Raw genomic sequence first — 23,341 nt, 5'->3', positions numbered from 1 at the left:
TCTCAGCGGTTGCGGATGCGGGGATCGACCAGCCCGTAAGCCACGTCCACCAGCAGGTTGGCGGTGACCACCAGCAGCGCCAGCACCGTCACCGAGGCCTGCAGCACCGGGTAGTCACGTGCCGAAATGGCGTCGAAGGCCAGCGTGCCCATGCCGGGCCAGTTGAAGACTTTCTCGACCACCACCAGGCCGCCGATCATCTTGCCGAACTGCAGCCCGATGTAGGTGATGAGCGGAATGGCGCAGTTGCGCAGCGCGTGTTTGTAGAGCACCACGCGGTTTTTCAGGCCCTTGGCGCGCGCCACCATGATGTATTGCGCGGACAGCGTTTCCAGCATCGAGGTGCGCACCAGCCGGATGTTGGTGGCCGAGAAGATGATGGCCATGGTCAGCGTCGGCATGATCAGGCTCACCGGCCCGTCCCAGCCCGAGGGCGGCAAGATCGGGAAGGTGATGGACAGCAGCAGCACCAGCATGATGGCCAGCCAGAAGTTGGGGAAAGACAAGCCCACCAGCGAGCCGATGCGTATCACCTGGTCGATAGGGCCGCCCTGGTGCACCGCCGCCTGGATGCCCAGCGGGATGGAGATCAGCAGCGACAGCAGCAGCGAACACGCCGCCAGCGACAGCGTGGCCGGCAGCGCATCGGCCAGCAGGCGCGACACCGGCGTGCCGCCCAGAAAGCTGCGGCCGAAGTCGCCGACCAGCATGCCCTTGACGAACTCGAAGTACTGCACCGGAAAGGGCCGGTCCAGCCCCAGTCCGATGCGGATGTTGCGCAGGTCCTCCTCGGTGACACTGCCGGCGCCCTGCGCCAGCATGATCGCCGGGTCGCCCGAAAGGCGCACCGCGTAGGAGACGAACAAGGTCACCACCAGCACCACGAACACGGCCTGCAGCAAACGTTTGACAAAAAAACCGATCATGGTGCGGTGCTACTTTCAGCGCTCGGCGCTTATTCGACGGTGGCTTCGACGAAACGGAAACGGCCGTCCGCCGGCAGCGCCAGATTCTTGGCGCGCTTGTTGACGCCGTACACGGTGTTCAGGCTGTACAGCGGCATTTCCAGCGCCTGGTCGGCCACGTAGCGGCCGATTTCACGCAGCGTCTTCTCGCGTTCCGGCTGGTCCCAGCTGTTGCGCTGGGTGTGCAGCAACGCGTTCAGCTTGGTGTCGTCGTCGAACGGGTTCCAGCGCTGTTTGGTGTAGTACATCGAGTACGCGGTGTTGTCGTAGTCGAAGGTCCAGCCGCCCCACTGGTTCTGCCACATCTCGCCGGTCTTGCCGTTGGGGATGATGTCGTTCAGCAGCACGTTGGTCTCGTAAGGCTTGAGCGAAACATTGATGCCCACGCCCTGCAGGTAGGCGGCCACGGCCTGCGAAACCTCGCGGAAGTTGCTGTCCGGACCGCGGAAGTCGAGCTGGACCTGCGTGCCGGGTTTCACGCCCGCCTTGGCCAGCATCGCCTTGGCCTGGACCGGGTTGAAAGGCAGCGGTTTCAGCGACGGGTCGTAGCCGAACGACAGCTCGCCCTGGAAGCTGGCGATGGGTTTGGCCTGGCCCAGCAGGATGGTCTTGATGATGGCGTCGCGATCGACCGCCATGATCAGCGCGCGCCGCACCTCGCGGTCCTTCATGATGCCGCGCTGGGTGTTGTAGCGCAGGGCCAGGGCGACCGGCCCGCCCATGCTGACGACCGCCAGCTTGGGGTCCTTCTTCAGGGTTTCGAGCATGGCCAGCGGCACCTGGTTGGCAACGTCGACACGGCCGGCCTGCAGTTCGGCGGCCTGGGTGGCCGGCTCGGCGATGAAACGGTAGACGACGTTGTCGACCTTCGGCGCACCGCCCCAGTAGTCGGTGTTGCGGGCGAAGCTCAGCGACACCTTGGGTTTGTATTCGGTGAACCTGAAGGGGCCGGTGCCGACGGGGTTCATGCCGAAATACTCGCTGCCTTTTTCCTTGATGTATTTGGGTGGCACGATCATCGCGCCGTAGCCGGCGAGTTTGGTCAGCAGCACCGGGTCGGGGGACTTCAGCAGCATGTCGACCGTCATCGGGTTGACCACCACCACCTTGTCGATGGCCGCATAGTTGCTCTGCTGCGGGCCCTTCTTGCCTTCTTCGCCCAGCAGGCGGTCGAAGGTGAACTTGACGGCTTCGGCGTCGAAGGGTTCGCCGTTGTGGAACTTGACGCCGGGCCGGAGGGTGAAACGGATCTTGGTGTTCTTGTCCATGAACTCCCATTTGGTGGCCAGGCCGGGCACCAGTTTCATCTCGGGGGTGCGCATGATCAGGCCGTCGAAGACCTGGCCGCCCACGGCGCCCCAGGCGACCAGGAAGGTGGCGATGGGGTCCCAGTTGCCCGGGTCCTGGTGCAGGGCGACGGTGAGCGTGCCCGCGGCGTGGGCGCTGGTCATGGCCAGGGGGCTGCACAGCGAGGCAATGGCCAGGCTGGCGGCCAGAAGGGTTTTCTTGAAGGTCCGCATGGGGTGTCCTTGGTGGATGAAACAGGGAAAAATTCGAAAGGATTTCAGGCCGTCGCGGCAGTCACCGCGGCCTGGTGGCCGACGCCGACATCGACCAGTTGCAGGATGGCCGGCTCGTCGCCGACACGCCGCATCGGGCTGGGGATCTCGCCCTCGATCAGCGCCAGGTTCTTGTGCCGGCCGGGCTCGGCCACTGGCACCGCCGCCAGCAGCTTCTGGGTGTACGGATGGGTCGGCGTCTCGAAGATCGCCTGCCGGGTGCCCATCTCCACGATCTGGCCGAGGTACATCACCGCCACCCGGTGGCTGATCTTCTCGACCACCGCCATGTCGTGGGTGATGAACAGGAAAGCCAGCCCGCGCTCGGCCTGCAACTGCATCAGCAGGTCGATGATCTGCGCCTGGATCGACACGTCGAGGGCCGACACGGATTCGTCCGCGATGATCAGCCGCGGGTTGCACGACAGCGCACGGGCGATGCACACCCGCTGGCGCTGGCCACCCGAGAACTCGTGGGGAAACCGTTTTGCGTGCTCGGGTTTCAGGCCGACGCTCACCAGCAGTTCGGCCACCCGTTCGTCGATGGCCTCGTCGGCGTTCAGCAGCCCATGAGTGCGGATGGGTTCGGCGATGCTGAAACCCACCGTCTTGCGCGGATCCAGCGAGGCGTAAGGATCCTGGAAGATGTACTGGATGTCCTGCCGCAGCCGGTGTCTGCCGGCGGCGTCCAGGCTGGCCAGTTCGCGGCCGTCGAAACGGATGGAGCCCGAGGTCGGATCGACCAGTTGCTGCAGCGTCTTGCCGATGGTCGACTTTCCGCTGCCGGATTCACCGACCAGCGCCAGCGTCTCGCCCGGCCAGATGTCGAGGCTGACGCTTTCGACCGCATGCACCCGGTGGGTGACCCGCCCCAGGAAGTCGCGTTTGACATCGAAACGGGTGGTCAGTTTCTCGACCTGCAGCAGCGGTTTGTCGTATCGCGCGGTGTCCTGCACCTGCGTCGTGCCGACGACGCGGCGCACGCCGTCTTCCAGCACTTCCAGCGGCTGGCGCAGCGGCAGGGGCTGCCCGCGCAGGCTGCCCAGGCGGGGCACGGCTGCCAGCAGGGTCTGGGTATACGGATGCTGCGGCGCGTTGAAGATCTGCTCCACCGCGCCCTGCTCGACCTTGCGGCCCCGCCACATCACCACCACGTCGTCGGCCATTTCGGCGACCACCCCCATGTCGTGGGTGATGAAGATGACCGCCGTGCCGAAGTCGCGCTGCAGCTCGCGGATGGTGTTGAGGATCTGCGCCTGGATGGTCACGTCGAGCGCGGTGGTGGGTTCGTCGGCGATCAGCAGCGCCGGCCGGCACGACAGCGCCATGGCGATCATCACCCGCTGCCGCATGCCGCCCGAAAGCTGGTGCGGATAGGCGTCCAGCAGGCGTTCGGCATCGGCCAGCCGCACCTTCTGCAGCAGCGCCAGCGCCTGGGCGCGGGCCTCGCGCGGCGACAGACGCTGGTGCAGCACCAGGGCCTCGACGATCTGGTTGCCTACGGTGAACACCGGGTTGAGCGACGTCATCGGCTCCTGGAAAATCATCGCGATCTGGTTGCCGCGGATCTGCGACAGCATGTCGGTGCCGGCTTTGGCCAGGTCGACTTCGGCGCCGGCACGTGGCTGGAACAGCATGCGGCCCCGGGCGATGCGGCCGCGCGAGAAATCGGTCAGCCGCATGATCGCCATCGAGGTGACCGACTTGCCCGAACCCGACTCGCCGACGATGGCCAGCGTGCGGCCCGGCGCCACGTCGAAACTCAGGTCGTCGACCGCACGGAACACGCCGTTCGGTGTGTCGAACTCGACGGAAAGCCCCTGGACGGAGAGCAGCGGGGGCGCGGCGGAAGGCACGTTAGGCACGAAAGTGGGATCCCAAAAACCAGCCGCACGCGGAGTCGTAACGGCAAGGAGGGCATTAAAGCAAGCCGCGTACCACCGACACAAGCACTTACTACTCCGGAACCTCAATCCATGCTCATGGAAGCGTGCGCACCGCCACACCCATGTCGTTCCAGGCTTCCGGATGGCAGGTGAACACCAGCAGCTGGTGCCTTTTGGCGGCGTCGTAGAGCACCCGTTTCATCTGCTCCAGGCGGTCATCGTCGGAATGCACCAGGGCGTCGTCGAGGATCAGCAGCGTCGGTTTGCCGGCCGCCGCCATGAGGTCGGCATAGGCCAGCCGGGCGACGATGCCCATTTGTTCGCGGGCGCCCATGCTGAGGTCGTCGAAGGCACCGCTCTCGCCGCCGTTGGCGCCCTGGCGGGTGATGGCCGAAGGCACCAGGTTGTCGCCGATCTCCACGCTGGCGCCCGGGAACAATATCTGCAGGTAATGGTTCAGATGCACCTGCAGCGGTGCCCGCAACCGCTGCGCCAGGGCCGCGCGTTTCTGCCGCAGCAGCCGCAGCAGGTGGTCGAGCGCGCGGGCGCGGCGGCGCAGGTCGTCGACCCGGCGGCCCACCTGGTCCAGCGCACGCCGGTGTTCCGCTGCGGCCTCTTCCAACCCCAGCGCGCCGGTGGTTTCCAGCGTGGCCGTCAGGCGTGTGATATCGACCGCGCGGCTGGCGTGCGCCGCCTGGGTCTGGCGGACGCTGGCTTCGAAACGCTCCACATCCTGGCGCAGCAGGTCGGGCCGCGCGTCGCGGATCAGGGCCAGCAGGCCGTCGAGCGTGCTGCGGGCGGCGTCTTCCTGGGCACGGGTTTCGAGCAGATCGGCCGACGCCTGCTCGCGACCTTTTTGCCAGGCCGGATCGGCCAGCCGGTCGGCGCTGGCCTGCCATTCGGTGCGGGCGTTGGCAAGGTCGGCTTCGGCCTTGACGACCCGCAGGCGTTCGGCGTTCAGGGTGTCGCCGGAAGCATCGAGCGCTGCGCGGGCACGGTCGGCCTCGCGGTCGGCTTCGGCCAGGCTGGGCTGTCCGGCCGGGTCTGCCGACGGGGCCGCGCCGTCGGACTCCAGTGCCGACCGGGCGGCAGCCTGCTGGCCGGTGGCCGTGGCCAGCGACGTCTCCAGTACGCCGGTACCGGCCGGTGCATGGGCCTTCAGCACCGCGGCCGCGGCGGCGACGTCGGCGCTGCGGCGGTTGAACTGCTGCAGGCGTTCGTCCGCCTCGTGGACGCCGGCGACGTTGAGCGAACGCAGCTGGGCCGCGAGTTCCGCGGCGCAGCGTTCATGTTCCGCGGCCAGTGCGTCGATGCCGGCGCCGCCGGGCGAGATTTCCAGCCGCCCGATGCCCGGCAGTTCGATCGCGGTGCGCGCCATCAGCGTGCGACTGCCGCTGCCGGTGAGGGCTTCGTTCCCGACCGTGATGCTTGCCGCCGGCAGCAGCTCGAAGCCGACCGTGGTGGCCGCGACCTCCAGCCGGGTAGCGGCATCGCGTGCCGCATCCGCGGCCTTGCGCAGCTTGCGGACGGCGGTTTCGTCGATCCGCAGCGCCGCCATCTCGGCGGTCAGTCTGCCGTGCGCCGACTGGGCCTGCCGTGCGCGTTCCAGCGCATCGGCTGCAGCCGCCACGGCTTCGTCGGCGGCGACCAGGGCGCCGGCCTTCAGGGCGCGCGCCTCGGCGCTGCGGACCTGGGTCTGCACCTGCCGCGCAAGGCGGTCGGCCGCCACGGCTTGGGCATGGCGGGGCTCGCGGGCGGTCACGGCTTCCCGCGCCGAAACCGCCAGCGGCCCGGCTGCGTCGAGCGCGCTGCGCCGCGCCTGGTGGTCCTGCTCGTCCTTGTCGAAGGACGCGAGCTTCTGGCGCAAGGCATCGGCCTGGGAGGTCACCCGGCGCAGGCCCTGTTCGGCGTCCAGCTTCCGGGTTTCCAGGCTGGCCGCGGCGGCCAGGCGGACCTGCGCTTCGGCCAGCGAACGGCCAGCGGTTTCCCAGGGACGCGCGGCCTCCTGCCGCATGTGTTCGGCGCGAAGGGTGGCCAGCCGGTCGACCGCTTCACGGTATTCGGCGACCCGTGCCAGCATCGCCGCGAGTTCGGCGCCCAGTTCTTCCTGCCGTTTCAGGGCCGCCGCGTAGTCGCCCTTGGGAGAGCCGTTGCCGGCGTGCAGCAGGGCGTTGCGCCGGGTTTCCACCGCCAGCAGAACATCGTCGCCCCGTGTGCTGGCCAGGTCGCCGAGCGAGCTGCCCAGCGCGCTGCGCAGATGGTCGCCGGCATGGGTGGCGGCTTCGGTGATCTGGTGCGATGTTCCCTGGGCAATCCACAGCAGGCCCGGCACCCCCATGTCCTGCGCCGCGCTGGCGCCCCGGCTGGCAAAACGGAATCCCAGCAGCCCGGCCAGGTGGTCTTCGGCCGCATTGCCGGTGAAGGTCTCGCCGTCGATGGTCAGGTCGCAGCGTTTCTTGCCGAGGAACACCTTGGTCAGCCGGCAGTTGCGGTCGCCCAGGGTGAAGGCGATGTCGACCGACGGCGATGCCGAACCCTCGCCCCAGGGCCGCAGGTAGTCGACCGCGCTGGACCGGTGGCGCTCCAGGAAGGCGGCGCGGATGGCATCGGCGACGGTCGACTTGCCGGATTCGTTGGGCGCGGCGAACAGGTTCAGGCCGTCGGTGAAACCGTCGATCTCGAGCGGTTTGCGGAAACGCCTGAAGGACTCGATTCGCAGGCGCTGGATCTTCATGGTCATGTGGTTCGCGCGGTTCATGCCGCCACCCGACCGCTGTCGTCCAGCACCCGCGCCAGGGCCAGCAAGGCGTCGCGGGCGATGTCCGCATCGGCCATGCCACCCGCGCCACCCGCCTGTTCGGCCCGCAACACGGCCAGCACCTCGCCCACGTAGCCGCTGGCGTCGAGCGCCGCGATGTCGTCGTCGGTGGGTTCCAGACGCAGCGCCTCGTCGTCCCACAGCAGCGCCCGCACCTGGGCGGCAGCGGCGGCCGAGGCGTCACGCAGCCGGCGATGGCCGGCCAGGTCGGTGCTGCCGCTCAGGCGCATCTGCACCACGTCCTGCCGGCCCAGCGCGGCCAGTTCGGCCAGCACCAGTTCGACATCGCTCGGCCCGGCCAGCACGATGTCGCGGCTGCCCCATCGGTAGTCGCCGGTGGGCAGCATCCGCACCTGCGGCTCGGCGCCCACGGCGGCGATGTCGACCAGCAGCGCCTGGCCGGAATCGTTGCCCTTGAAGCGGTCGGTCTCGGGCGTGCCGGCGTACCAGGTGCGGGCATCGACCCGTTTTGCGCCGTGCCAGTCGCCCAGCGCCAGGTAGTCCAGCCGGGCGGTCGCCACCCGGTCGGCGGCGATGGGGTTGGACGAGTCGATGTCCTCGGCCAGGATGCCGGTGACGCTGCCGTGCGCCAGGCCGATGCGCGGCAGGCCGGCTTCGGTCGGCGCGCCGTCGAACCAGGCGGTGAGGTCGTGGTGGGTATGGCGCTGGGTCAGCGGGGCCGGCAGCAGCACGCATTTGCCGGGCATCACATGGGGCGTCGCGGTCAGGCAGGCGACCACGTTGGCGGGCACCGCCTGCAGCCGCCGGGCACGTTCCCAGACCGATTCGGCAAGGGCGGCGTCGTGGTTGCCGGGGATCATCACCCACGGCCCGGTGTAGCCTGCCATCGCCAGGAACATGCGGCGGATGGTCTTGTCGGCCACGGTCTGCGCGTCGAACACGTCGCCGGCCACCAGCACCGCATCGACCGACTCCTGCGTGGCGATGGCGGCGATGCGTTCGATCACCTTGAAACGCGCCTCGAACAGCGCTGCGGCGTCGTCCTCGTCGAACTGGGCGAACACCCGGCCGATCTGCCAGTCGGCGGTGTGCAGGAATTTCAGCATGCGTCGGTCCTTTTCATGGCGGTGATTGTTACCGCTGACGAATTCAACCTGCGTCGCGCAGATGAGAACCGTTGTCATCCATCTACAATCCGCGCTGCGACAAAACGGACGCCAGCCGACGCGCGATGCGGTCGCCAGCCACCGAAAAGATCCGGTCCCTCCATCACGTGGACCGGCCCCTTCCCTGCTGACGACGATTGCCATGACCCACCATCCGTTCCGACGGGCCGCCCGCCCGTGGCTCCCGCATGCCCTTGCCGCCGCCATGCCCTGCCTGCTGGCCGCACCCGCCGCGGCCCAGACCACCGCCACCTTGCCCGAAGTTCAGGTCAGCGGACAGCAGGACTCCTCCACCGGGCCGACCACCGGTTTCCGGGCCCGGCGCGCCACCGCCGGCACCAAGACCGATACCCCGCTCCACGAGACACCCCAGTCGGTCTCAGTAGTCACACGCCAGCAGCTCGAAGCCACCGCCTCCGACTCGCTGGACCAGGCATTCGAATACACGGCAGGCATCATGCCGCTCAGCGGCGGCGTGCAGCGGCGCACCGCCACCGGCTTCACCATCCGCGGGTTCAACGTCACCGGCTCGGCACCGCTCTACCTGAACGGGAGCCGGTTCCCCATCAACTCGCTCAGCGGAACCATGGAGCCGTACGCCTTCGAACGCATCGAACTGCTGAAGGGACCGGCCTCCATCCTCTACGGCCAGGCCGCGCCGGGCGGGCTGATCAACCTGGTGAGCAAACGGCCGACCACCGAGCCCTTGCGCGAGGTCGAGGTCCAGGCCGGCAGCTGGGGCCGCAGGCAGGTCGCCACCGACCTGGGCGGTGCGCTGACCGCCGACGGCCGGTTCAGCTATCGCCTGACCGCGCTCAAACGCGACAGCGACGCGATGATCCGTGCGATACCGGACGACCGCACCCTGGTGAATGCCGCGCTCGGCTGGAAGATCGGTCGCGACACCGACCTGACGGTGCTGGCGGGCTACAACAAGGGCAGGAGCGTCTACGACTACGGCAAGCCCTTGGACGGAACGCTGCTGCCCAACGCCAACGGCGGCATCTCGCGCAAGCTGTTCGTGGGCGAGCCGGGCTTCGACAAGTTCGACACCGAGGGTTCCACTCTGGGCTATCTTTTCGAACACCGGTTCGCCGATGGCTGGGCATTCAGGCAGAACCTGCTGGGCTTCGACTTCACCAGCGACAACGCGTTCCTGAGCATTCCGCAGCGCGTCACCGGCGCCAGCCAGCGCACCATCGCGCGCAGCGCCTTCGCACGTTACGACACCGACCGCGGCCTGAGCCTGGACAACCAGCTGGTCGGCCGTTTGGCGACCGGCGCAATCGACCACACGCTGCTGTTCGGCGTCGACTGGAGCAACCGTGACTTCCATCGCAACCAGCGCACCGGCAGCGGCACTACGCTCGACCTCTACAACCCGGTCTACGGTGGCGCCGTCACGCTGGCCGGCCCCACCCGCGCGCTGCAGAACCAGAAACAGACCGGAATCTACCTGCAGGACCAGCTGAAGTTCGGGCCGCACTGGGTGGCCCTTCTGGGCGGCCGTTACGACGAGGCCCGCAACGAAACCACCAACGTGACGGTGGCCGGCGCGGCCACCACGGTCAACGAGAAATCACACGCCTTCAGCCCGCGCGCCGGCCTGATGTACCTGTTCGACAACGGCGTGGCACCCTATTACAGCTACAGCAAGAGTTTCCAGCCATCGTCCGGCAGCGACTTCAACCTGCAGTCCTTCAAGCCGACCACCGGCGAACAGCACGAAGCGGGCGTGAAGATCGCGCCGACCGGCTGGAACGCCGAGCTGACCGTGGCCGCCTACCAGCTCACCCAGCAGAACGTGCTGACCGCCGACCCGCTACACACCGGTTTCTCGATCCAGACCGGTGAAGTGCGCTCGCGCGGCATCGAGGTCGAAGGCCGGGGCAAGGTCGGCAGCCAGCTCGAACTGGTCGGAGCGCTGAACACGGTGGATGCCAAGACCACCCGCAGCACCGTGGCCGCCAACGTCGGAGCCCGGCCCACCTCGGTGCCACGCAACCAGGCGTCTCTCTGGGCCGACTGGCGTTTCCAGGCGCTGCCGGGCCTGTCGGCAGGTGTCGGCGTGCGGCGTGTCGGTGTGCAGGCCGCCACGGCCAGCCTGAACACGCCGGCCTTCACCGTCGTCGATGCCGCCATCCGATACGAGATCGACCACTGGCGTTTTGCGCTCAACATCAAGAACCTGGCCAACAGGACCTATCTGGCGTCCTGCAGCTACGCGTGTTTCTACGGCGACGAACGCAACGCCCTGCTGTCAGCGCGCTACAGCTGGTAGGCCCGGGCCAGGCGCCCGCGGCGTTCAGGGCGCCGAGAGTCCCTCGCGCCGCCGGAATTCGTCGGCGCCGCGCGAGGCCAGGTAATCGATGAAGGCACCAGCCGCCTGCAGGTGGCCGGCACCGCGGCAGATGCCGGCCGAAAACACGGTGCTGATCTGCGCGCCGGTCGGCATGGACGCCACCGTGATGCCCGGCCGGTGGATCAGTTCGCTGCGCTGCTGGAAACCGATGGCGGCGCCGCCTTCCGCCACCAGGTTGCCGACCATGCCGGGCCGCGCCTCGACCAGGCGGCCCTTGAGTTCGTCCCGCAGGCCCCAGCCGTCCAGCAGGGCCAGCACGGCCTTGCCACCGGGACCGGTGGAATGCCCGATGGACGGCGCGGCACGCAGGGTTGCGATCAGGGCCTGCCGACTGGACACCGAAGCGACGTCGGCAAACGCCGGCAGGGCCACAGCGATGTCCGACACCGCGATGGGCCGCACGCTGCCTTCGACCAGCCGTCCGACATCCAGCAGCCGGGCCATGGTTTCGGCCGCCAGCACGACCACGTCAAACGCCTCGCCGCCGTCGATGCGACGGGCGGCGTCGATACCGCCGACCGACTCGATGTCCACCGGGGTGCCCGACTTCGCTTCCCAGGCCGCCGCCAGCGCCGCCAGCAACGGCCGGGTGGCCATCGAGGAAATTCCGCGCAGCACCACCATGTCTGTCCCATCGTCTCGATTCATGTCCGGTTTCTTTTTTTGCTGCCGTGAATGCAGGGTTGGCGATTGTGGGACAAACCTGCAGCGTGCCATCCGTGCCGTCATGCGGCGCATGGTCAAGAATGGGGGCCTCGCCCGCCGCGCGGCACATGCGTCTTTCCGCTTCATCGCCATTCATGCTCACCCGCACCGCCTCGCAGACCCTGACCGAACAGCTATCCGGCCGTTTCGCCGAACGTATCCGCGCCCGCCTGCTGGCGCCCGGCGCGCGCCTGCCTTCGGTACGCGAATGCGCACGGCAGAACGGCGTGAGTCCGCACACCGTTGTCGCGGCCTACGACGTGCTGCTGGCGCAGGGCCTGGTGGAAGCACGGCGCCAGCGCGGCTTCTTCGTGCGCGACACACAGGGCGGCCAGCCGCGGGCGTCCACGCCGTCGCCCACCGACACGCTGCCCGACAGCAGCCCGCTGCCCGCCGGTTCTCGCATCCATGCGACTGCGCTGATCCGCGGCATGTTCCACCATCCGTCGTCGCGGGCGCAGCCGGGTTCGGGTGTCATGCCGCCGGACTGGATCGACCTGCCCGCGCTGCCGGCCGCAGTGCGCAAGGTGGCGTCGAGCAAGGCATGGGCGAAGGCTTCGCTGCAGTACGGCGAGCCGATGGGCGACGCCGGCCTGCGGGCATTGCTGTCGCACCGGCTGGCGGGCATGCATGTGCCGGCGCCACCGGAACAGATCATCACCACCGTCGGCGCAACCCATGCACTGGACATCGTCAGCCGCACCCTGCTGAAGGCGGGCGATCCGGTGCTGGTGGAAGAACCCGGCTGGTCGGTCGAGTTCGCCCGCCTGGAGGCGCTGGGCATGCGCCTGCTGCCGGTGCCGCGCCGCGCCGACGGTCCCGACCTGGCAGTGATGCAGCGGCTGTGCGAAACCCATTCACCCCGGCTCTTCATCAGCGTGAGCGTGCTGCACAACCCCACCGGCTACAGCCTGGCGCCGGGCGCGGCGCACCGGCTGCTGCAGCTGGCGCAGGCCCACGATTTCCATATCGTAGAGGACGACACCTACAGCCACATCGCCCCCGAACACGCCACCCGGCTGACCGCGCTGGACGGCCTGCAGCGGACCATCTACGTGGGTGGTTTCGCCAAGATCCTGGCGCCCAACTGGCGTGTGGGTTACCTGGCCGCACCGCTGCCGCTGGTGGAACGCCTGCTCGACACCAAGCTGCTGGCAACCCTGACCACACCGACCCTGCTGGAACAGGCGCTGGGCCTGTGCATCGAGCAGGGGCAGTTGCGCCGGCATTCGGAGCGGGTGCGCATCCGGCTCGACGCGGCGCGCAGCCGCAGCGTAAAGCTGGCGCGGGCGGCGGGCTGCCTTTTCGTGTCCGAGCCGGCCGGCCTGTTCGGCTGGGTCGACACCTACGTCGACACCGACCTCCTGGCCCAGCGCATGCTGGACGAGGGTTACCTGTTGGCACCCGGCGCACTGTTCCACGCCAGCCGGCAGCCCAGCACGCTGATGCGCATCAACTTCGCGACGACACAGGACGCGGCCTTCTGGAACGCATTCGTGCGAGTGCGCGACCTGCTGCGCAGTTGATTGGTTTCATCCCGCGCCACCATAAATTTCACACACCGGGCACGCCCATCGCGCCAGAATCCGGTCGATGAATCCAGTCGTCGCCGCACTGCAAGAAGTCCTTCCCCGCCACGCCCTTCTGTGGCACCAGGAAGACACCACACCCTACGAATGCGACGGCCTCACCGCCTATCGCCAGCGACCGATGGCGGTCGCGCTGCCCGAAACCGAGGACCAGGTGCAGGCGGTGCTGAAGACCTGCCATCGCCTGGGTGTCCCGGTAGTGGCGCGCGGTGCCGGAACCGGCCTCTCGGGCGGCGCGCTTCCGCATGAAAGAGGCGTCACCCTGTCGCTGGCGCGCTTCAACAGGATTCTGGAGATCGACGCCCGGGCGCGTACCGCCACGGTGCAGTGCGGCGTACGCAACCTCGCCATCAGCGAGGCCGCCGCACCGCACGGCCTGTATTACGCGCCCGACCCGTCCAGCCAGATCGCCTGCACCATCGGCGGCAACGTCGCCGAAAACTCGGGCGGGGTGCATTGCCTGAAATACGGCCTGACCATCCACAACGTGTTGCGGGTGCGGGGTTTCACCGCCGACGGCGAACCGGTCGAGTTCGGCTCCGAGGCACTCGATGCCGCCGGCCTGGACCTGCTGGCGGTGCTGGTCGGCAGCGAAGGCATGCTGGCCATCACCACCGAGGTGACGGTGAAACTGGTGCCGCGGCCGCAGCTGGCGCGCTGCATCATGGCCAGCTTCGACGACATCCGGAAGGCCGGTGACGCGGTGGCCGCGGTCATCGCCGCCGGCATCATCCCGGCCGGGCTGGAGATGATGGACAAACCCATGACCATTGCGGTGGAAGACTTCGTACACGCCGGCTACGACCTGGAAGCCGAGGCGATATTGCTGTGCGAATCCGACGGCACGCCCGAAGAGGTCGAAGAAGAAATCGGCCGCATGACGGCCGTGCTGCGCGGCTGCGGCGCCACCGCCATCACCTGCAGCGCAGACGAGGCCGAACGGCTGCGTTTCTGGAGCGGCCGCAAGAACGCCTTCCCGGCGTCGGGCCGCATCAGCCCCGACTACATGTGCCTGGACTCGACCATCCCGCGCAAACGCCTGGCCGACATCCTGCTGGCCATCCAGCAGATGGAAAAGAAATACGACCTGCGCTGCTGCAACGTGTTCCATGCCGGCGACGGCAACCTGCATCCGCTGGTGCTGTTCGATGCCAACGATCCGGACCAGCTGCACCGCTGCGAGCTGTTCGGCGCGGACATCCTGGAGACCAGCGTGGCGATGGGCGGCACGGTGTCGGGCGAGCACGGCGTGGGAGTCGAGAAACTCAACAGCATGTGCGTGCAGTTCAGCGCTGCCGAAAACCGGCAGATGCTGGGCCTCAAGGCCGCCTTCGATCCGGCCGGCATGCTCAACCCGGGCAAGGTGATCCCCACGCTGCAGCGCTGCGCCGAATACGGCCGCGAGGTGGTGCGCGGCGGTGTCTTCAAACACGCGGACCTGCCGCGTTTCTGAAGGCGGGACAACCCGTTGGAAGTGCTCAGGGTCGATCGGCGAAGCCGTGTCGCGCACGCTCGGACTGCCACTTCCGGACCCGGTGTCGGCTTGTTGCGGAGGCCGTTGGCGGTGTGACCGGCTCCGCGCCGCTTTTTGCCATGCTGCAGCGCTGAAGATACAAACCGATACACAAGGTTGGACGGCGCGTGGCTCCTGTCGGGCGCCACCCCGCGCGGCATCGGCGCTGCGTGTGCATTTCAGGTGCGTCCCTGGGACTGCGGGTGTTGCTGGCTTCGGGGCTGATTCCGCGGCCGGCCGTTCATCCGCCCAGGCGTTTCATCAGGGCCTGCGCATCCTCGCCGGGACGCTGACGCTCCGGCAGTTGCATGCTGCTGACGTCGATGCGCAGTTCTTGCACCAGTTCCTTGAACTCCGCCTGCATCAGAAGCGAATCGACCCGCCTGCGAGCGCCCAGCACGTCGGAAAACGGCAGGTAGAACCAGATCTTCTCGCGATCGATCCGGGTGCTGATGTCCGAGCTGCGGATGATGCTGCGCAACTGCCGGGCCAGCTCGCTCAGATGCCCTGCAAGCCGCAGCGCCAGCGGACTGCCGTCGCCCAGCACGGTGGTGTCGTGCAGGGCGATGAGCAGCAGGCCGAAGTCCATTTCGGTACGCCTCGAAGGCGCAGCCAGTGCCCAGTCCAGGGTGTGCAGAAAGTCCCGCGGTACCACCGCGTTCAAAGTGTCGAAAGCGGCCAGCGGGTCATGGCGCGAGCCGGTGCGCAGGTAGGCACGGCCGGCAGCGGTGAGCCGCAGGGGCGCGATATCGCGTACTTCCAGTTCCTCGGGGATGCCGATGTGGGCGCAATCCAGGCAATGCACCTGCACCGCCGCATCGACAAAAGCGCTCTGGCAGTCTGAGCAGACGCGCTGCATCATCGGCGGCGACCGGTCCGAACCGATCTGCTGCTCTGCCGCGCCGCAGCGTGGGCACAGCAGGCCGTCGCGTCGCTGGAAGTCGCCTTCGGGCGCCAGATAGCCGCAGTCCAGGCAGGGCAGCGCCGCGGTCTGGCGGATGTCCAGGCCGCTGCACAACGGGCACACATCGACGAAATGCAGATGGGCGCTGTTGCAGCGGCGGCAGTGGCGCGTGCGGTCGATGAGATGCGCGGGTTCCAGCAGGCCGCGCCGCTGAAGAGTGGCAAGGCAGGTGCCGACATCGTCGTGCACGGTGGCCAGGGCGTCCGCCAGCGGATAGCGGTAGAGCATCTTGTGGCGGCGGTCGCGCTCCGGATACAGCACCGCGCCCTCGCGCACCTGCAGGAAATACAGGATGCGCTCCACCAGCGGCAGCGCGGTGGTGTCCAGCGCCAGGTCATCGCGCGCCCGCTGCGCCGTATCGCAGATCTCCAGGGCGTCGCCGACATCGACCGCGCCGTCGGCCAGCAGCGGCGAGGTCTTGCCGGAAGCCGCCAGCACCGGCAGGTACCACCACTGCGAACGGCGGATGCGGTCCAGCAACGCGTCGGTGTCCGAAACCTTCAGGCCGCGCCCCAGGTAGAAACCCGCCGGCTCCCGGCCGAGCCGGGCCACATCGGCCCATTGCAGCACCGCGTGTTCACGCGGACGATCAGGCCAGGCTGCGCTGTCGCCCTTGAAGATGACCAGCGGTCCGGCATCGACATACGACGGCTCTGTCAGATCGAGCGGTTCGGCATAGGAAGCAATGGCATTGGACTGAGATGTGGACATGGATCCGTTCCTCCCTGGTGTGATGCGTCCATTATTCGAAGACAGACCCGAACGCGAGCGCTAACCAGCGTTAGTAATAAATCTGAGGGCGTGTAACTAAAAGATTCAAAAATCAGGTGCATCCATTGGTCACACCAGGGCCAGCCCAACCCCGCAGAATGTCTGTCCCGACCCCCGAAAAAGGTTTGCAGATGAGTTCCCGAATCCAGCTGATCGGCGCACCGACCGACGCCGGCGCCAGCGTTCGCGGCTGCAGCATGGGCCCGGAGGCGCTGCGGGTCGCGGGCATCGTTCCGGCATTGCGCGGCCTCGGATTGACAGTGACCGACAGCGGCAACCTGGCCGGGCCCATCACCCCGCGCGACGATCCTCGCCAGGGTCCGCACCGCCACCTGGACGAAGTGGTGGCCTGGAACCGGGCCTTGTTCGACGCCGTCGGGCAGGCGCTGGACCAGGGCGACATACCGCTGACGATGGGCGGCGACCATTGCCTGGCCATCGGTTCCATCAGCGCGGTCGCGGCGCACTGCAGGCGCCAGGGCCGCGCCCTGCGGGTGCTGTGGCTGGATGCGCATTCGGACGTCAACACCGAGGCCACCAGCCCCAGCGGCAACCTGCACGGCATGCCGGTCGCCTGCCTGCTGGGCCGCGGACCGGCCGCCCTGACCGGCTGGAGCGGCGCGGCGCAGGCGATCACCGCGCAGGACCTCGACTTTCTCGGCATCCGCAGCGTGGACCCGGGCGAACGGCTGGCCATCCGCGAATTCGGACTGTCGGTCTACGACATGCGTTTCATCGACGAACACGGCATGCGCGCAGCCATGACCGAAGCGCTGATGGAGGTCGACGACAACACCCATCTGCATGTGAGTTTCGATGTCGATTGCCTGGATCCCTCGGACGCTCCCGGGGTGGGGACCGCAGTGCGCGGCGGCCCGACCTATCGCGAAATGCAGCTGTGCATGGAGATGATTGCCGACACCGGCCGCCTGTGTTCGCTGGACGTGGTCGAACTGAATCCGGCGCTCGACGTCCGCAACCGCACGGCCGAAGTGGCGGTCGAACTGCTGCAGAGCCTGTTCGGGCAAAGCACGCTCTAGACGAGCCGGGACTCAACAGAAGTGCACCAGGCCGCTCGGCCATCGCCGGCCAGATGCATGCAGCGGCGGCATCGCTGCTAGGCTGGAGGGCTAACTTACGTCGAGTCGGCCCCGCATGTCTTCTTCTCCCATCACCGCTCCCCTTCTGGCACCGGGGCGTGAAAAAGCCCTGCTTTGGCTGCTGGCCCTGACGCAGTTCACCATCGTGGTGGACTTCATGGTGATGATGCCGCTGGGTCCGCAGATCATGCAGGCTTTCAGCATCGGCCCGGCCGCCTTCGCCGCCGCCGTGTCGGCCTATTCATGGTGCGCCGGCGTTTCCGGGCTGCTCGCCGCCACCTATATCGACCGCTTCGACCGCCGCAAGATGCTGCTGGTGGTCTACGCACTGTTCGCGCTGTCCAACCTGATTTGCGCGCTCGCCACCAACTACCACGCACTGCTGCTGTCCCGCGCCTTTGCCGGCCTGACCGGCGGCGTGCTGGGATCGCTGGTGCTGGCCATCATCGGCGACGTCATTCCGGCGCAGAGGCGCGGCGCGGCGATGGGTCTGGTGATGACCTCCTTTTCGCTGGCAGCCATCGCCGGGGTTCCGCTGGGTATCGTGCTCGGCGCGCACCTGGGATGGAGTTCGGTGTTCTTCGAACTGGTGGTTCTGTCGATCGCCATCCTGGTCGGCGCCTGGAAGGTGCTGCCTTCGCTGACCGCCCACATCCTGGTGCCGCCGGTGCCGCTGTCGCGCACCCTTCCCGATCTCTGGGCGCTCATCCGGCAGCCCAGCCACCTGCGCGGATTTGCACTGACTGCCCTGGTGATGGGCGCGCACATGCTGATCGTGCCCTTCATCTCGCCCAACTTCGTCGGCAATCTCGGCATCGAACCGGAAAACATCTCGCTGATTTACCTGGCGGGCGGCTGCGCGACCTTTTTCACCTCGCGGGCGGTCGGTCGGCTTGCGGACCGCTTCGGCAAACGGAAGGTGTTCCGCGCCGCTGCGCTGGCGTCGATATTGCCGGTGCTGTTCATGACCCACCTGCCGCAGCTGCCGCTGTGGGCGCTGATCGTGTTCTTCCCGTTCTTCATGGTGACCACCAACGCCCGCATGATCCCGATGCAGGCGTTGCTGACCACGGTGCCCGAGCCGCACCGGCGCGGCGCCTTCATGAGCGTGAATTCGGCGGTTCAGCAGATCGCCACCGGCACCGGCGCCTGGGTCGGCGGCCTGATGCTCACCACCTCCCCCGGCGGCCACATCTCGGGTTACGGAATCAACGGCTGGGTATCGGTGGGCGCCATCTGCCTGGCGATGTGGTGGGTGGCGCGGGTGCAGGCATACGGCGAAAAGCCGCAGCCGGCGGTGTCGGCCCGCACCGCCTGATCCAGGCCGGGGTCTCCGGGCTTGCGGACTTCAGGGCTTGGCCGGCCTGCCGCCGAAGATCGCCGAGCCGACCCGCACCATGGTGCTGCCGGCCGCGACGGCGGCTTCCAGGTCCCCCGACATGCCCATCGACAAGGTGTCCAGCGCGAGCCCTTGCGCCACCAGGTCGTCGAAAAGTCTCCGCGCCTGCAGATGTACCGCGCGCTGCGCCTCGAAGCCTTCGGCAGGTTCGGGAATGGTCATGATGCCGCGCAGCCGCAGCGCCGGCAACGCTGCCACCGCCCGCGCCAGCGCAGCGGTTTCGCCGGGCACCACGCCCGACTTGTTTTCACCGCCGTCGATGTTGACCTGCAGGCAGATGTCGAGCGGCGGCAGGTGCGCCGGACGCTGGGCCGAAAGCCGCTCGGCGATCTTCAGACGGTCGACCGAATGCACCCAGTCGAACTTCTCTGCGGCAAGGCGCGTCTTGTTGGACTGGATCGGACCGATGCAATGCCATTCGATGCCGTGACCCGCCAGGATGTCGATCTTCCCGGCGGCCTCTTGCAGATAGTTTTCACCGAAGGCATGCTGGCCGGAAGCCAGCGCCTGCTTCACGGCGTTGGCGTCGAAGGTCTTGGAAACAGCCAGCAGCCTCACCTCGACCGGATTGCGGCCGACAGCAGCACAGGCCGCGTCGATTCGTGTCCGAACGGCTTCGAGGTTGTTACAGATCGTTGTCATAATGGCCTGGAGCGTAGCAAAACGATCCGGGAAATTCAGGAACCTTGCGTGGATATCACCCAACTGCTGGCCTTCAGTGTCAAGAACAAGGCCTCCGACCTGCACCTTTCAGCAGGACTGCCTCCCATGATCCGGGTGCATGGAGACGTGCGCCGCATCAACGTCGACGCGCTGGACCACAAGGCGGTGCACGCCATGGTCTACGACATCATGAGCGACGGCCAGCGCAAGATCTATGAAGAGTTCCTGGAGATCGACTTCTCTTTCGAGATCGAAGGCCTGGCGCGTTTCCGTGTCAACGCCTTCAACCAGGAACGCGGCGCCGGCGCGGTGTTCCGCACCATTCCCTCGAAGATCCTGACGCTGGAGCAGCTGAACGCGCCGAAGATCTTCTCCGAGCTCGCCCTGAAACCCCGCGGCATGGTGCTGGTCACCGGCCCGACCGGCTCCGGCAAGTCGACCACGCTGGCGGCGATGGTCAACTACCTCAACGAAAACGAATACGGCCACATCCTCACGGTCGAGGACCCTATCGAGTTCGTGCACGAATCCAAGAAGTGCCTGATCAACCAGCGCGAGGTCGGCCCGCACACCCGGAGTTTTGCCGCCGCGCTGCGTTCCGCCCTGCGGGAAGATCCGGACGCCATCCTGGTCGGCGAAATGCGTGACCTGGAAACCATCCGGCTGGCCATGACCGCCGCGGAAACCGGCCACCTGGTGTTCGGCACGCTTCACACGTCGTCGGCTGCCAAGACCATCGACCGGATCATCGACGTGTTCCCGGCCGAAGAGAAGGACATGATCCGCGCCATGCTGTCGGAGTCGCTGCAGGCCGTCATCTCCCAGACCCTGTGCAAGACCAAGGACGGCAGCGGCCGGGTGGCGGCGCACGAGATCATGCTGGGCACGTCGGCCATCCGCAACCTGATCCGCGAGGCCAAGGTGGCGCAGATGTATTCGGCCATCCAGACCGGCAACAACTTCGGCATGCAGACGCTCGACCAGAACCTCACCGACCTGGTCCGGCGAAACATCATCTCCCCGGCCGAAGCTCGCGGCAAGGCCAAGATGCCCGAGAACTTCCCGGGCTGATCCTGATTTTTCATGAATGAAACAAGGCCTCATGGCCCGTTGGAGAAAAGTGCATGAAAGGCATCCTCGGACTGCTGCGCAGCAGGTCTCCGAAACGCGTGGCGGCGAACGGTGACGCCAGCGATTCGGTCCTGTTTTCAACTGCCTTCGCCGACCAGGGCGTCGATGCTTCGATGCTGGTGCCCTGGGAAGCCCGTGCAGTCGAGATCGGCGCGCTGCGGCTGACTGCTGCACGCGGTGTCAAGTACCTGCAGAACCTGTGGGCACGCGACAAACACATGTGCACGCTGGAGCCGGAACGCATCGCCAGCCTGGAGCGCTTCTTCCAGTTCGCCACCATCCCGGCGGGCCGCGAAGTGATCCGCCAGGAGGAATACGGCAACTTCATGCTGGTGCTACTGGACGGCACCATCTCGGTCGACCGCACCCAGCCCTGGGGCGAGCGCCTGCGGCTGGCCGAAACCCGGCCCGGCGATATCCTGGGCGAGATGTCGCTGCTGGACAGCGGCATCCGGTTCTCGAGCTGCACCACGCTGACCGACTGCGACATCGCGGTGCTCAGCGCCGAAGCGATGGACGAAATGATGGACGCCGAGGCCTACACGGCCTGCCACCTGGTGGCGCTGCTGGCACGCAAGCTGTCGCTGCGGCTGCGGATGGTCAGTGCCAGTCTGGGCGAAAACAAATAACCGGACGAAGCCGCCAAGCCGTTTGGCTGGCCTCGCCGCGCAAGGATTTCTTTCATGGAACGCGATCAGGCCAGTAAATTCATCAATGACCTGCTCAAGCTGATGATCAGCCGGGGCGGCAGCGACATGTTCATCACGGCGGATTTTCCGCCCGCCATGAAGGTCGACGGCAAGCTCACCAAGGTGTCGCCCCAGCCGCTTGGCCCCGGCCACACGCTGGCGCTGGCGCGGTCGATCATGAACGACCGCCAGGCGGCGGAATTCGAGCGCACCAAGGAATGCAACTTCGCCATTTCGCCGGCCAGCGTGGGGCGTTTCCGGGTCAACGCCTTCGTTCAGCAGGGCAAGGTCGGCATGGTGCTGCGGCTCATCCCGACCACCATCCCGACCATCGACGGCCTGAAGGTGCCCGAGGTGCTGAAGGATGTGGTGATGGCCAAACGCGGCCTCTGCATCCTGGTCGGCTCCACCGGCTCCGGCAAGTCGACCACGCTGGCGGCCATGGTCGACTGGCGCAACGAACACTCTTACGGCCACATCATCACCATCGAAGATCCGGTGGAGTTCGTGCATCCGCACAAGAACTGCGTGGTGACGCAGCGCGAGGTCGGCCTGGATACCGACAACTGGGAAATCGCGCTCAAGAACACGCTTCGGCAGGCGCCGGACGTCATCCTGATGGGCGAGGTGCGCGACCGCGAAACCATGGAACACGCCATCGCCTTCAGCGAAACCGGCCATCTGTGCCTGGCCACGCTGCATGCCAACAGCGCCAACCAGGCACTCGACCGCATCGTCAACTTCTTCCCGGAAGAGCGGCGCCACCAGTTGCTGATGGACCTGTCTCTCAACCTGCGGGCGATGATCTCGCAGCGCCTGGTGCCGGTGCAGGACGGCAAGGGCCGCGCCGCCGCGGTCGAGGTCATGCTCAACACGCCGCTGATCGCCGACCTGATCTTCAAGGGCGAGGTTTCCGAGATCAAGGAAATCATGAAGAAGAGCCGCAACCTGGGCATGCAGACATTCGACCAGGCGCTTTTCGACATGTACGAGAAACACCTGATCACCTATGAAGACGCGCTGCGCAACGCGGATTCGCTGAACGACCTGAGGCTGCAGGTGAAGCTGAACAGCCAGCGGGCGAAGGAAAACCAGGATCTCTCGAGCGGGACGGAACATTTCGAGATTGTTTAAGCTTGCGGGATGAGCACACTCAACCCCAAAACCTATTCCGCCACGCCTTCCCGCACTGTCGCCTTTTTGGGCCTGGGTGTGATGGGCGGCCCGATGGCCGGCCACCTGGCGCTGGCCGGGCACCAGGTCACCGTCTTCAACCGCACCGCTTCCAAGGCTGCCGACTGGGCGGCCGAATTCGGCGGCAAACATGCACCCACGCCGCGTGAAGCGGTGGCTGGAGCCGACATCGTGTTCTGCTGCGTCGGCAACGACGACGACCTGCGTTCGGTCGTGCTGGGAACCACCGACAGCACTGGTGGCCGCAACGACGACGGCGCGCTGGCGGGCATGAAACCCGGCGCCATCTTCGTGGACCACACTACCGCTTCGGCCGACGTGGCACGCGAGTTGTACGCCGCCGCCAAGGCGCTCGGCCTGCCTTTCATCGACGCCCCCGTCTCCGGCGGCCAGGCCGGCGCCCAGAACGGCGCCCTCACAGTGATGTGCGGCGGCGACGCCGATGCCTTCGCCGCCGTCGAACCGGTGGCCGCTGCCTTTGCCCGCGCTTTCACGCTGATGGGCGAGGCCGGTGCCGGCCAGCTGACCAAGATGTGCAACCAGATCTGCATCGCCGGCATCGTGCAGGGCCTGTCCGAAGCCATCGCCTTCGGGCAACGCGCCGGGCTGGACATGAAACAGGCGCTCGACGTCATCGGCAAGGGTGCCGCGCAAAGCTGGCAGATGGACAACCGGGGCAAGACCATGGTCGACGGAAAGTTCGACTTCGGTTTCGCGGTGGACTGGATGCGCAAGGACCTGGGCCTGGTGCTGGACGAAGCCCGCCGCAACGGCGCCCGTGTACCCGTGACCGCGCTGGTCGATCAGTTCTACGGCGATGTGCAGCTGATGGGCGGCACCCGCTGGGACACCTCTTCGCTGCTCAAGCGTCTCGGCTGATCCGCCGGTCGGTTGAAAAAAAGCCCC

At 67.1% G+C, this 23,341-nt stretch carries 17 protein-coding genes; 9 read left to right on the top strand and 8 right to left on the bottom strand.

Annotated elements, in window-relative coordinates; genetic code table 11:
• Positions 1 to 2 precede the first annotated feature (2 nt).
• The 5 genes from AC3ANW_RS00880 to AC3ANW_RS00860 all read right to left on the bottom strand — a co-directional run bounded on the left by AC3ANW_RS00880 (position 3) and on the right by AC3ANW_RS00860 (position 8,295).
• Complete coding sequence (locus AC3ANW_RS00880) at positions 3 to 926, bottom strand: ABC transporter permease (protein ID WP_488343328.1); 924 nt, start codon at positions 924 to 926, stop codon at positions 3 to 5.
• A gap of 29 nt (positions 927 to 955) precedes the next feature.
• Positions 956 to 2,485 carry an ABC transporter substrate-binding protein gene (locus AC3ANW_RS00875; protein ID WP_488343327.1) on the bottom strand — a complete coding sequence of 510 codons (1,530 nt, stop codon included), beginning with the start codon at positions 2,483 to 2,485 and terminating at the stop codon, positions 956 to 958.
• A 44-nt stretch (positions 2,486 to 2,529) separates the two neighbouring features.
• On the bottom strand, positions 2,530 to 4,389 hold the full coding sequence (locus AC3ANW_RS00870; RefSeq protein WP_488343326.1) for an ABC transporter ATP-binding protein: 1,860 nt from the start codon (positions 4,387 to 4,389) through the stop codon (positions 2,530 to 2,532).
• A 115-nt stretch (positions 4,390 to 4,504) separates the two neighbouring features.
• On the bottom strand, positions 4,505 to 7,168 hold the full coding sequence (locus AC3ANW_RS00865) for an AAA family ATPase (RefSeq protein ID WP_488343325.1): 2,664 nt from the start codon (positions 7,166 to 7,168) through the stop codon (positions 4,505 to 4,507).
• Complete coding sequence (locus tag AC3ANW_RS00860) at positions 7,165 to 8,295, bottom strand: metallophosphoesterase family protein (protein WP_488343324.1); 1,131 nt, start codon at positions 8,293 to 8,295, stop codon at positions 7,165 to 7,167. Before AC3ANW_RS00860 ends, AC3ANW_RS00865 begins: the two co-directional genes overlap by 4 nt.
• A gap of 202 nt (positions 8,296 to 8,497) precedes the next feature.
• Here AC3ANW_RS00860 and AC3ANW_RS00855 point away from each other — a divergent pair, with 202 nt between their 5' ends.
• Positions 8,498 to 10,636, top strand: a complete 2,139-nt coding sequence (locus AC3ANW_RS00855) for a TonB-dependent siderophore receptor (protein WP_488343323.1) — start codon at positions 8,498 to 8,500, stop codon at positions 10,634 to 10,636.
• Between the two features lie 24 nt (positions 10,637 to 10,660).
• Here the strand turns inward: AC3ANW_RS00855 and AC3ANW_RS00850 are convergent, their stop codons facing one another.
• Positions 10,661 to 11,365, bottom strand: coding sequence for a substrate-binding domain-containing protein (locus AC3ANW_RS00850; protein ID WP_488343322.1), 705 nt, complete (start codon positions 11,363 to 11,365; stop codon positions 10,661 to 10,663).
• Between the two features lie 152 nt (positions 11,366 to 11,517).
• On the opposite strand from AC3ANW_RS00850, the gene AC3ANW_RS00845 reads away from it, so the two are divergent.
• Both AC3ANW_RS00845 and AC3ANW_RS00840 read left to right on the top strand, forming a co-directional pair.
• A complete protein-coding gene (locus AC3ANW_RS00845; RefSeq protein WP_488343321.1) occupies positions 11,518 to 12,948 on the top strand; it encodes an aminotransferase-like domain-containing protein in 1,431 nt (476 codons plus the stop codon).
• Between the two features lie 67 nt (positions 12,949 to 13,015).
• Positions 13,016 to 14,464: an FAD-linked oxidase C-terminal domain-containing protein gene (locus tag AC3ANW_RS00840; RefSeq protein ID WP_488343320.1), complete on the top strand. Its 1,449-nt coding sequence runs from the start codon at positions 13,016 to 13,018 to the stop codon at positions 14,462 to 14,464.
• Positions 14,465 to 14,765: 301 nt separating this feature from the next.
• Here AC3ANW_RS00840 and AC3ANW_RS00835 read toward each other — a convergent pair whose 3' ends face one another.
• Positions 14,766 to 16,199 carry a TackOD1 domain-containing metal-binding protein gene (locus AC3ANW_RS00835; protein WP_488343319.1) on the bottom strand — a complete coding sequence of 478 codons (1,434 nt, stop codon included), beginning with the start codon at positions 16,197 to 16,199 and terminating at the stop codon, positions 14,766 to 14,768.
• Positions 16,200 to 16,390: 191 nt separating this feature from the next.
• On the opposite strand from AC3ANW_RS00835, the gene rocF reads away from it, so the two are divergent.
• Positions 16,391 to 17,299 carry an arginase gene (gene rocF / locus AC3ANW_RS00830; protein ID WP_488343318.1) on the top strand — a complete coding sequence of 303 codons (909 nt, stop codon included), beginning with the start codon at positions 16,391 to 16,393 and terminating at the stop codon, positions 17,297 to 17,299.
• A gap of 115 nt (positions 17,300 to 17,414) precedes the next feature.
• Positions 17,415 to 18,677, top strand: coding sequence for an MFS transporter (locus AC3ANW_RS00825; protein WP_488343317.1), 1,263 nt, complete (start codon positions 17,415 to 17,417; stop codon positions 18,675 to 18,677).
• Positions 18,678 to 18,707: 30 nt separating this feature from the next.
• Here AC3ANW_RS00825 and AC3ANW_RS00820 read toward each other — a convergent pair whose 3' ends face one another.
• Positions 18,708 to 19,400: a YggS family pyridoxal phosphate-dependent enzyme gene (locus tag AC3ANW_RS00820; RefSeq protein WP_488343316.1), complete on the bottom strand. Its 693-nt coding sequence runs from the start codon at positions 19,398 to 19,400 to the stop codon at positions 18,708 to 18,710.
• A 48-nt stretch (positions 19,401 to 19,448) separates the two neighbouring features.
• On the opposite strand from AC3ANW_RS00820, the gene AC3ANW_RS00815 reads away from it, so the two are divergent.
• The 4 genes from AC3ANW_RS00815 to AC3ANW_RS00800 are packed head-to-tail and all read left to right on the top strand — an operon-like array spanning position 19,449 to position 23,314.
• Positions 19,449 to 20,492: a type IV pilus twitching motility protein PilT gene (locus AC3ANW_RS00815; protein WP_488343315.1), complete on the top strand. Its 1,044-nt coding sequence runs from the start codon at positions 19,449 to 19,451 to the stop codon at positions 20,490 to 20,492.
• A gap of 53 nt (positions 20,493 to 20,545) precedes the next feature.
• On the top strand, positions 20,546 to 21,181 hold the full coding sequence (locus AC3ANW_RS00810) for a Crp/Fnr family transcriptional regulator (protein ID WP_488343314.1): 636 nt from the start codon (positions 20,546 to 20,548) through the stop codon (positions 21,179 to 21,181).
• 54 nt (positions 21,182 to 21,235) lie between these two features.
• Positions 21,236 to 22,375 carry a PilT/PilU family type 4a pilus ATPase gene (locus AC3ANW_RS00805; RefSeq protein ID WP_488343313.1) on the top strand — a complete coding sequence of 380 codons (1,140 nt, stop codon included), beginning with the start codon at positions 21,236 to 21,238 and terminating at the stop codon, positions 22,373 to 22,375.
• A 9-nt stretch (positions 22,376 to 22,384) separates the two neighbouring features.
• A complete protein-coding gene (locus AC3ANW_RS00800; protein WP_488343312.1) occupies positions 22,385 to 23,314 on the top strand; it encodes an NAD(P)-dependent oxidoreductase in 930 nt (309 codons plus the stop codon).
• Positions 23,315 to 23,341 lie beyond the last annotated feature (27 nt).

It is taken from the genome of Xylophilus sp. PBN-3R (assembly GCF_057747805.1).
The sequence above is the reverse complement of the archived record's forward strand: the minus strand, read 5'-3'. Positions and strand labels throughout refer to the sequence as shown.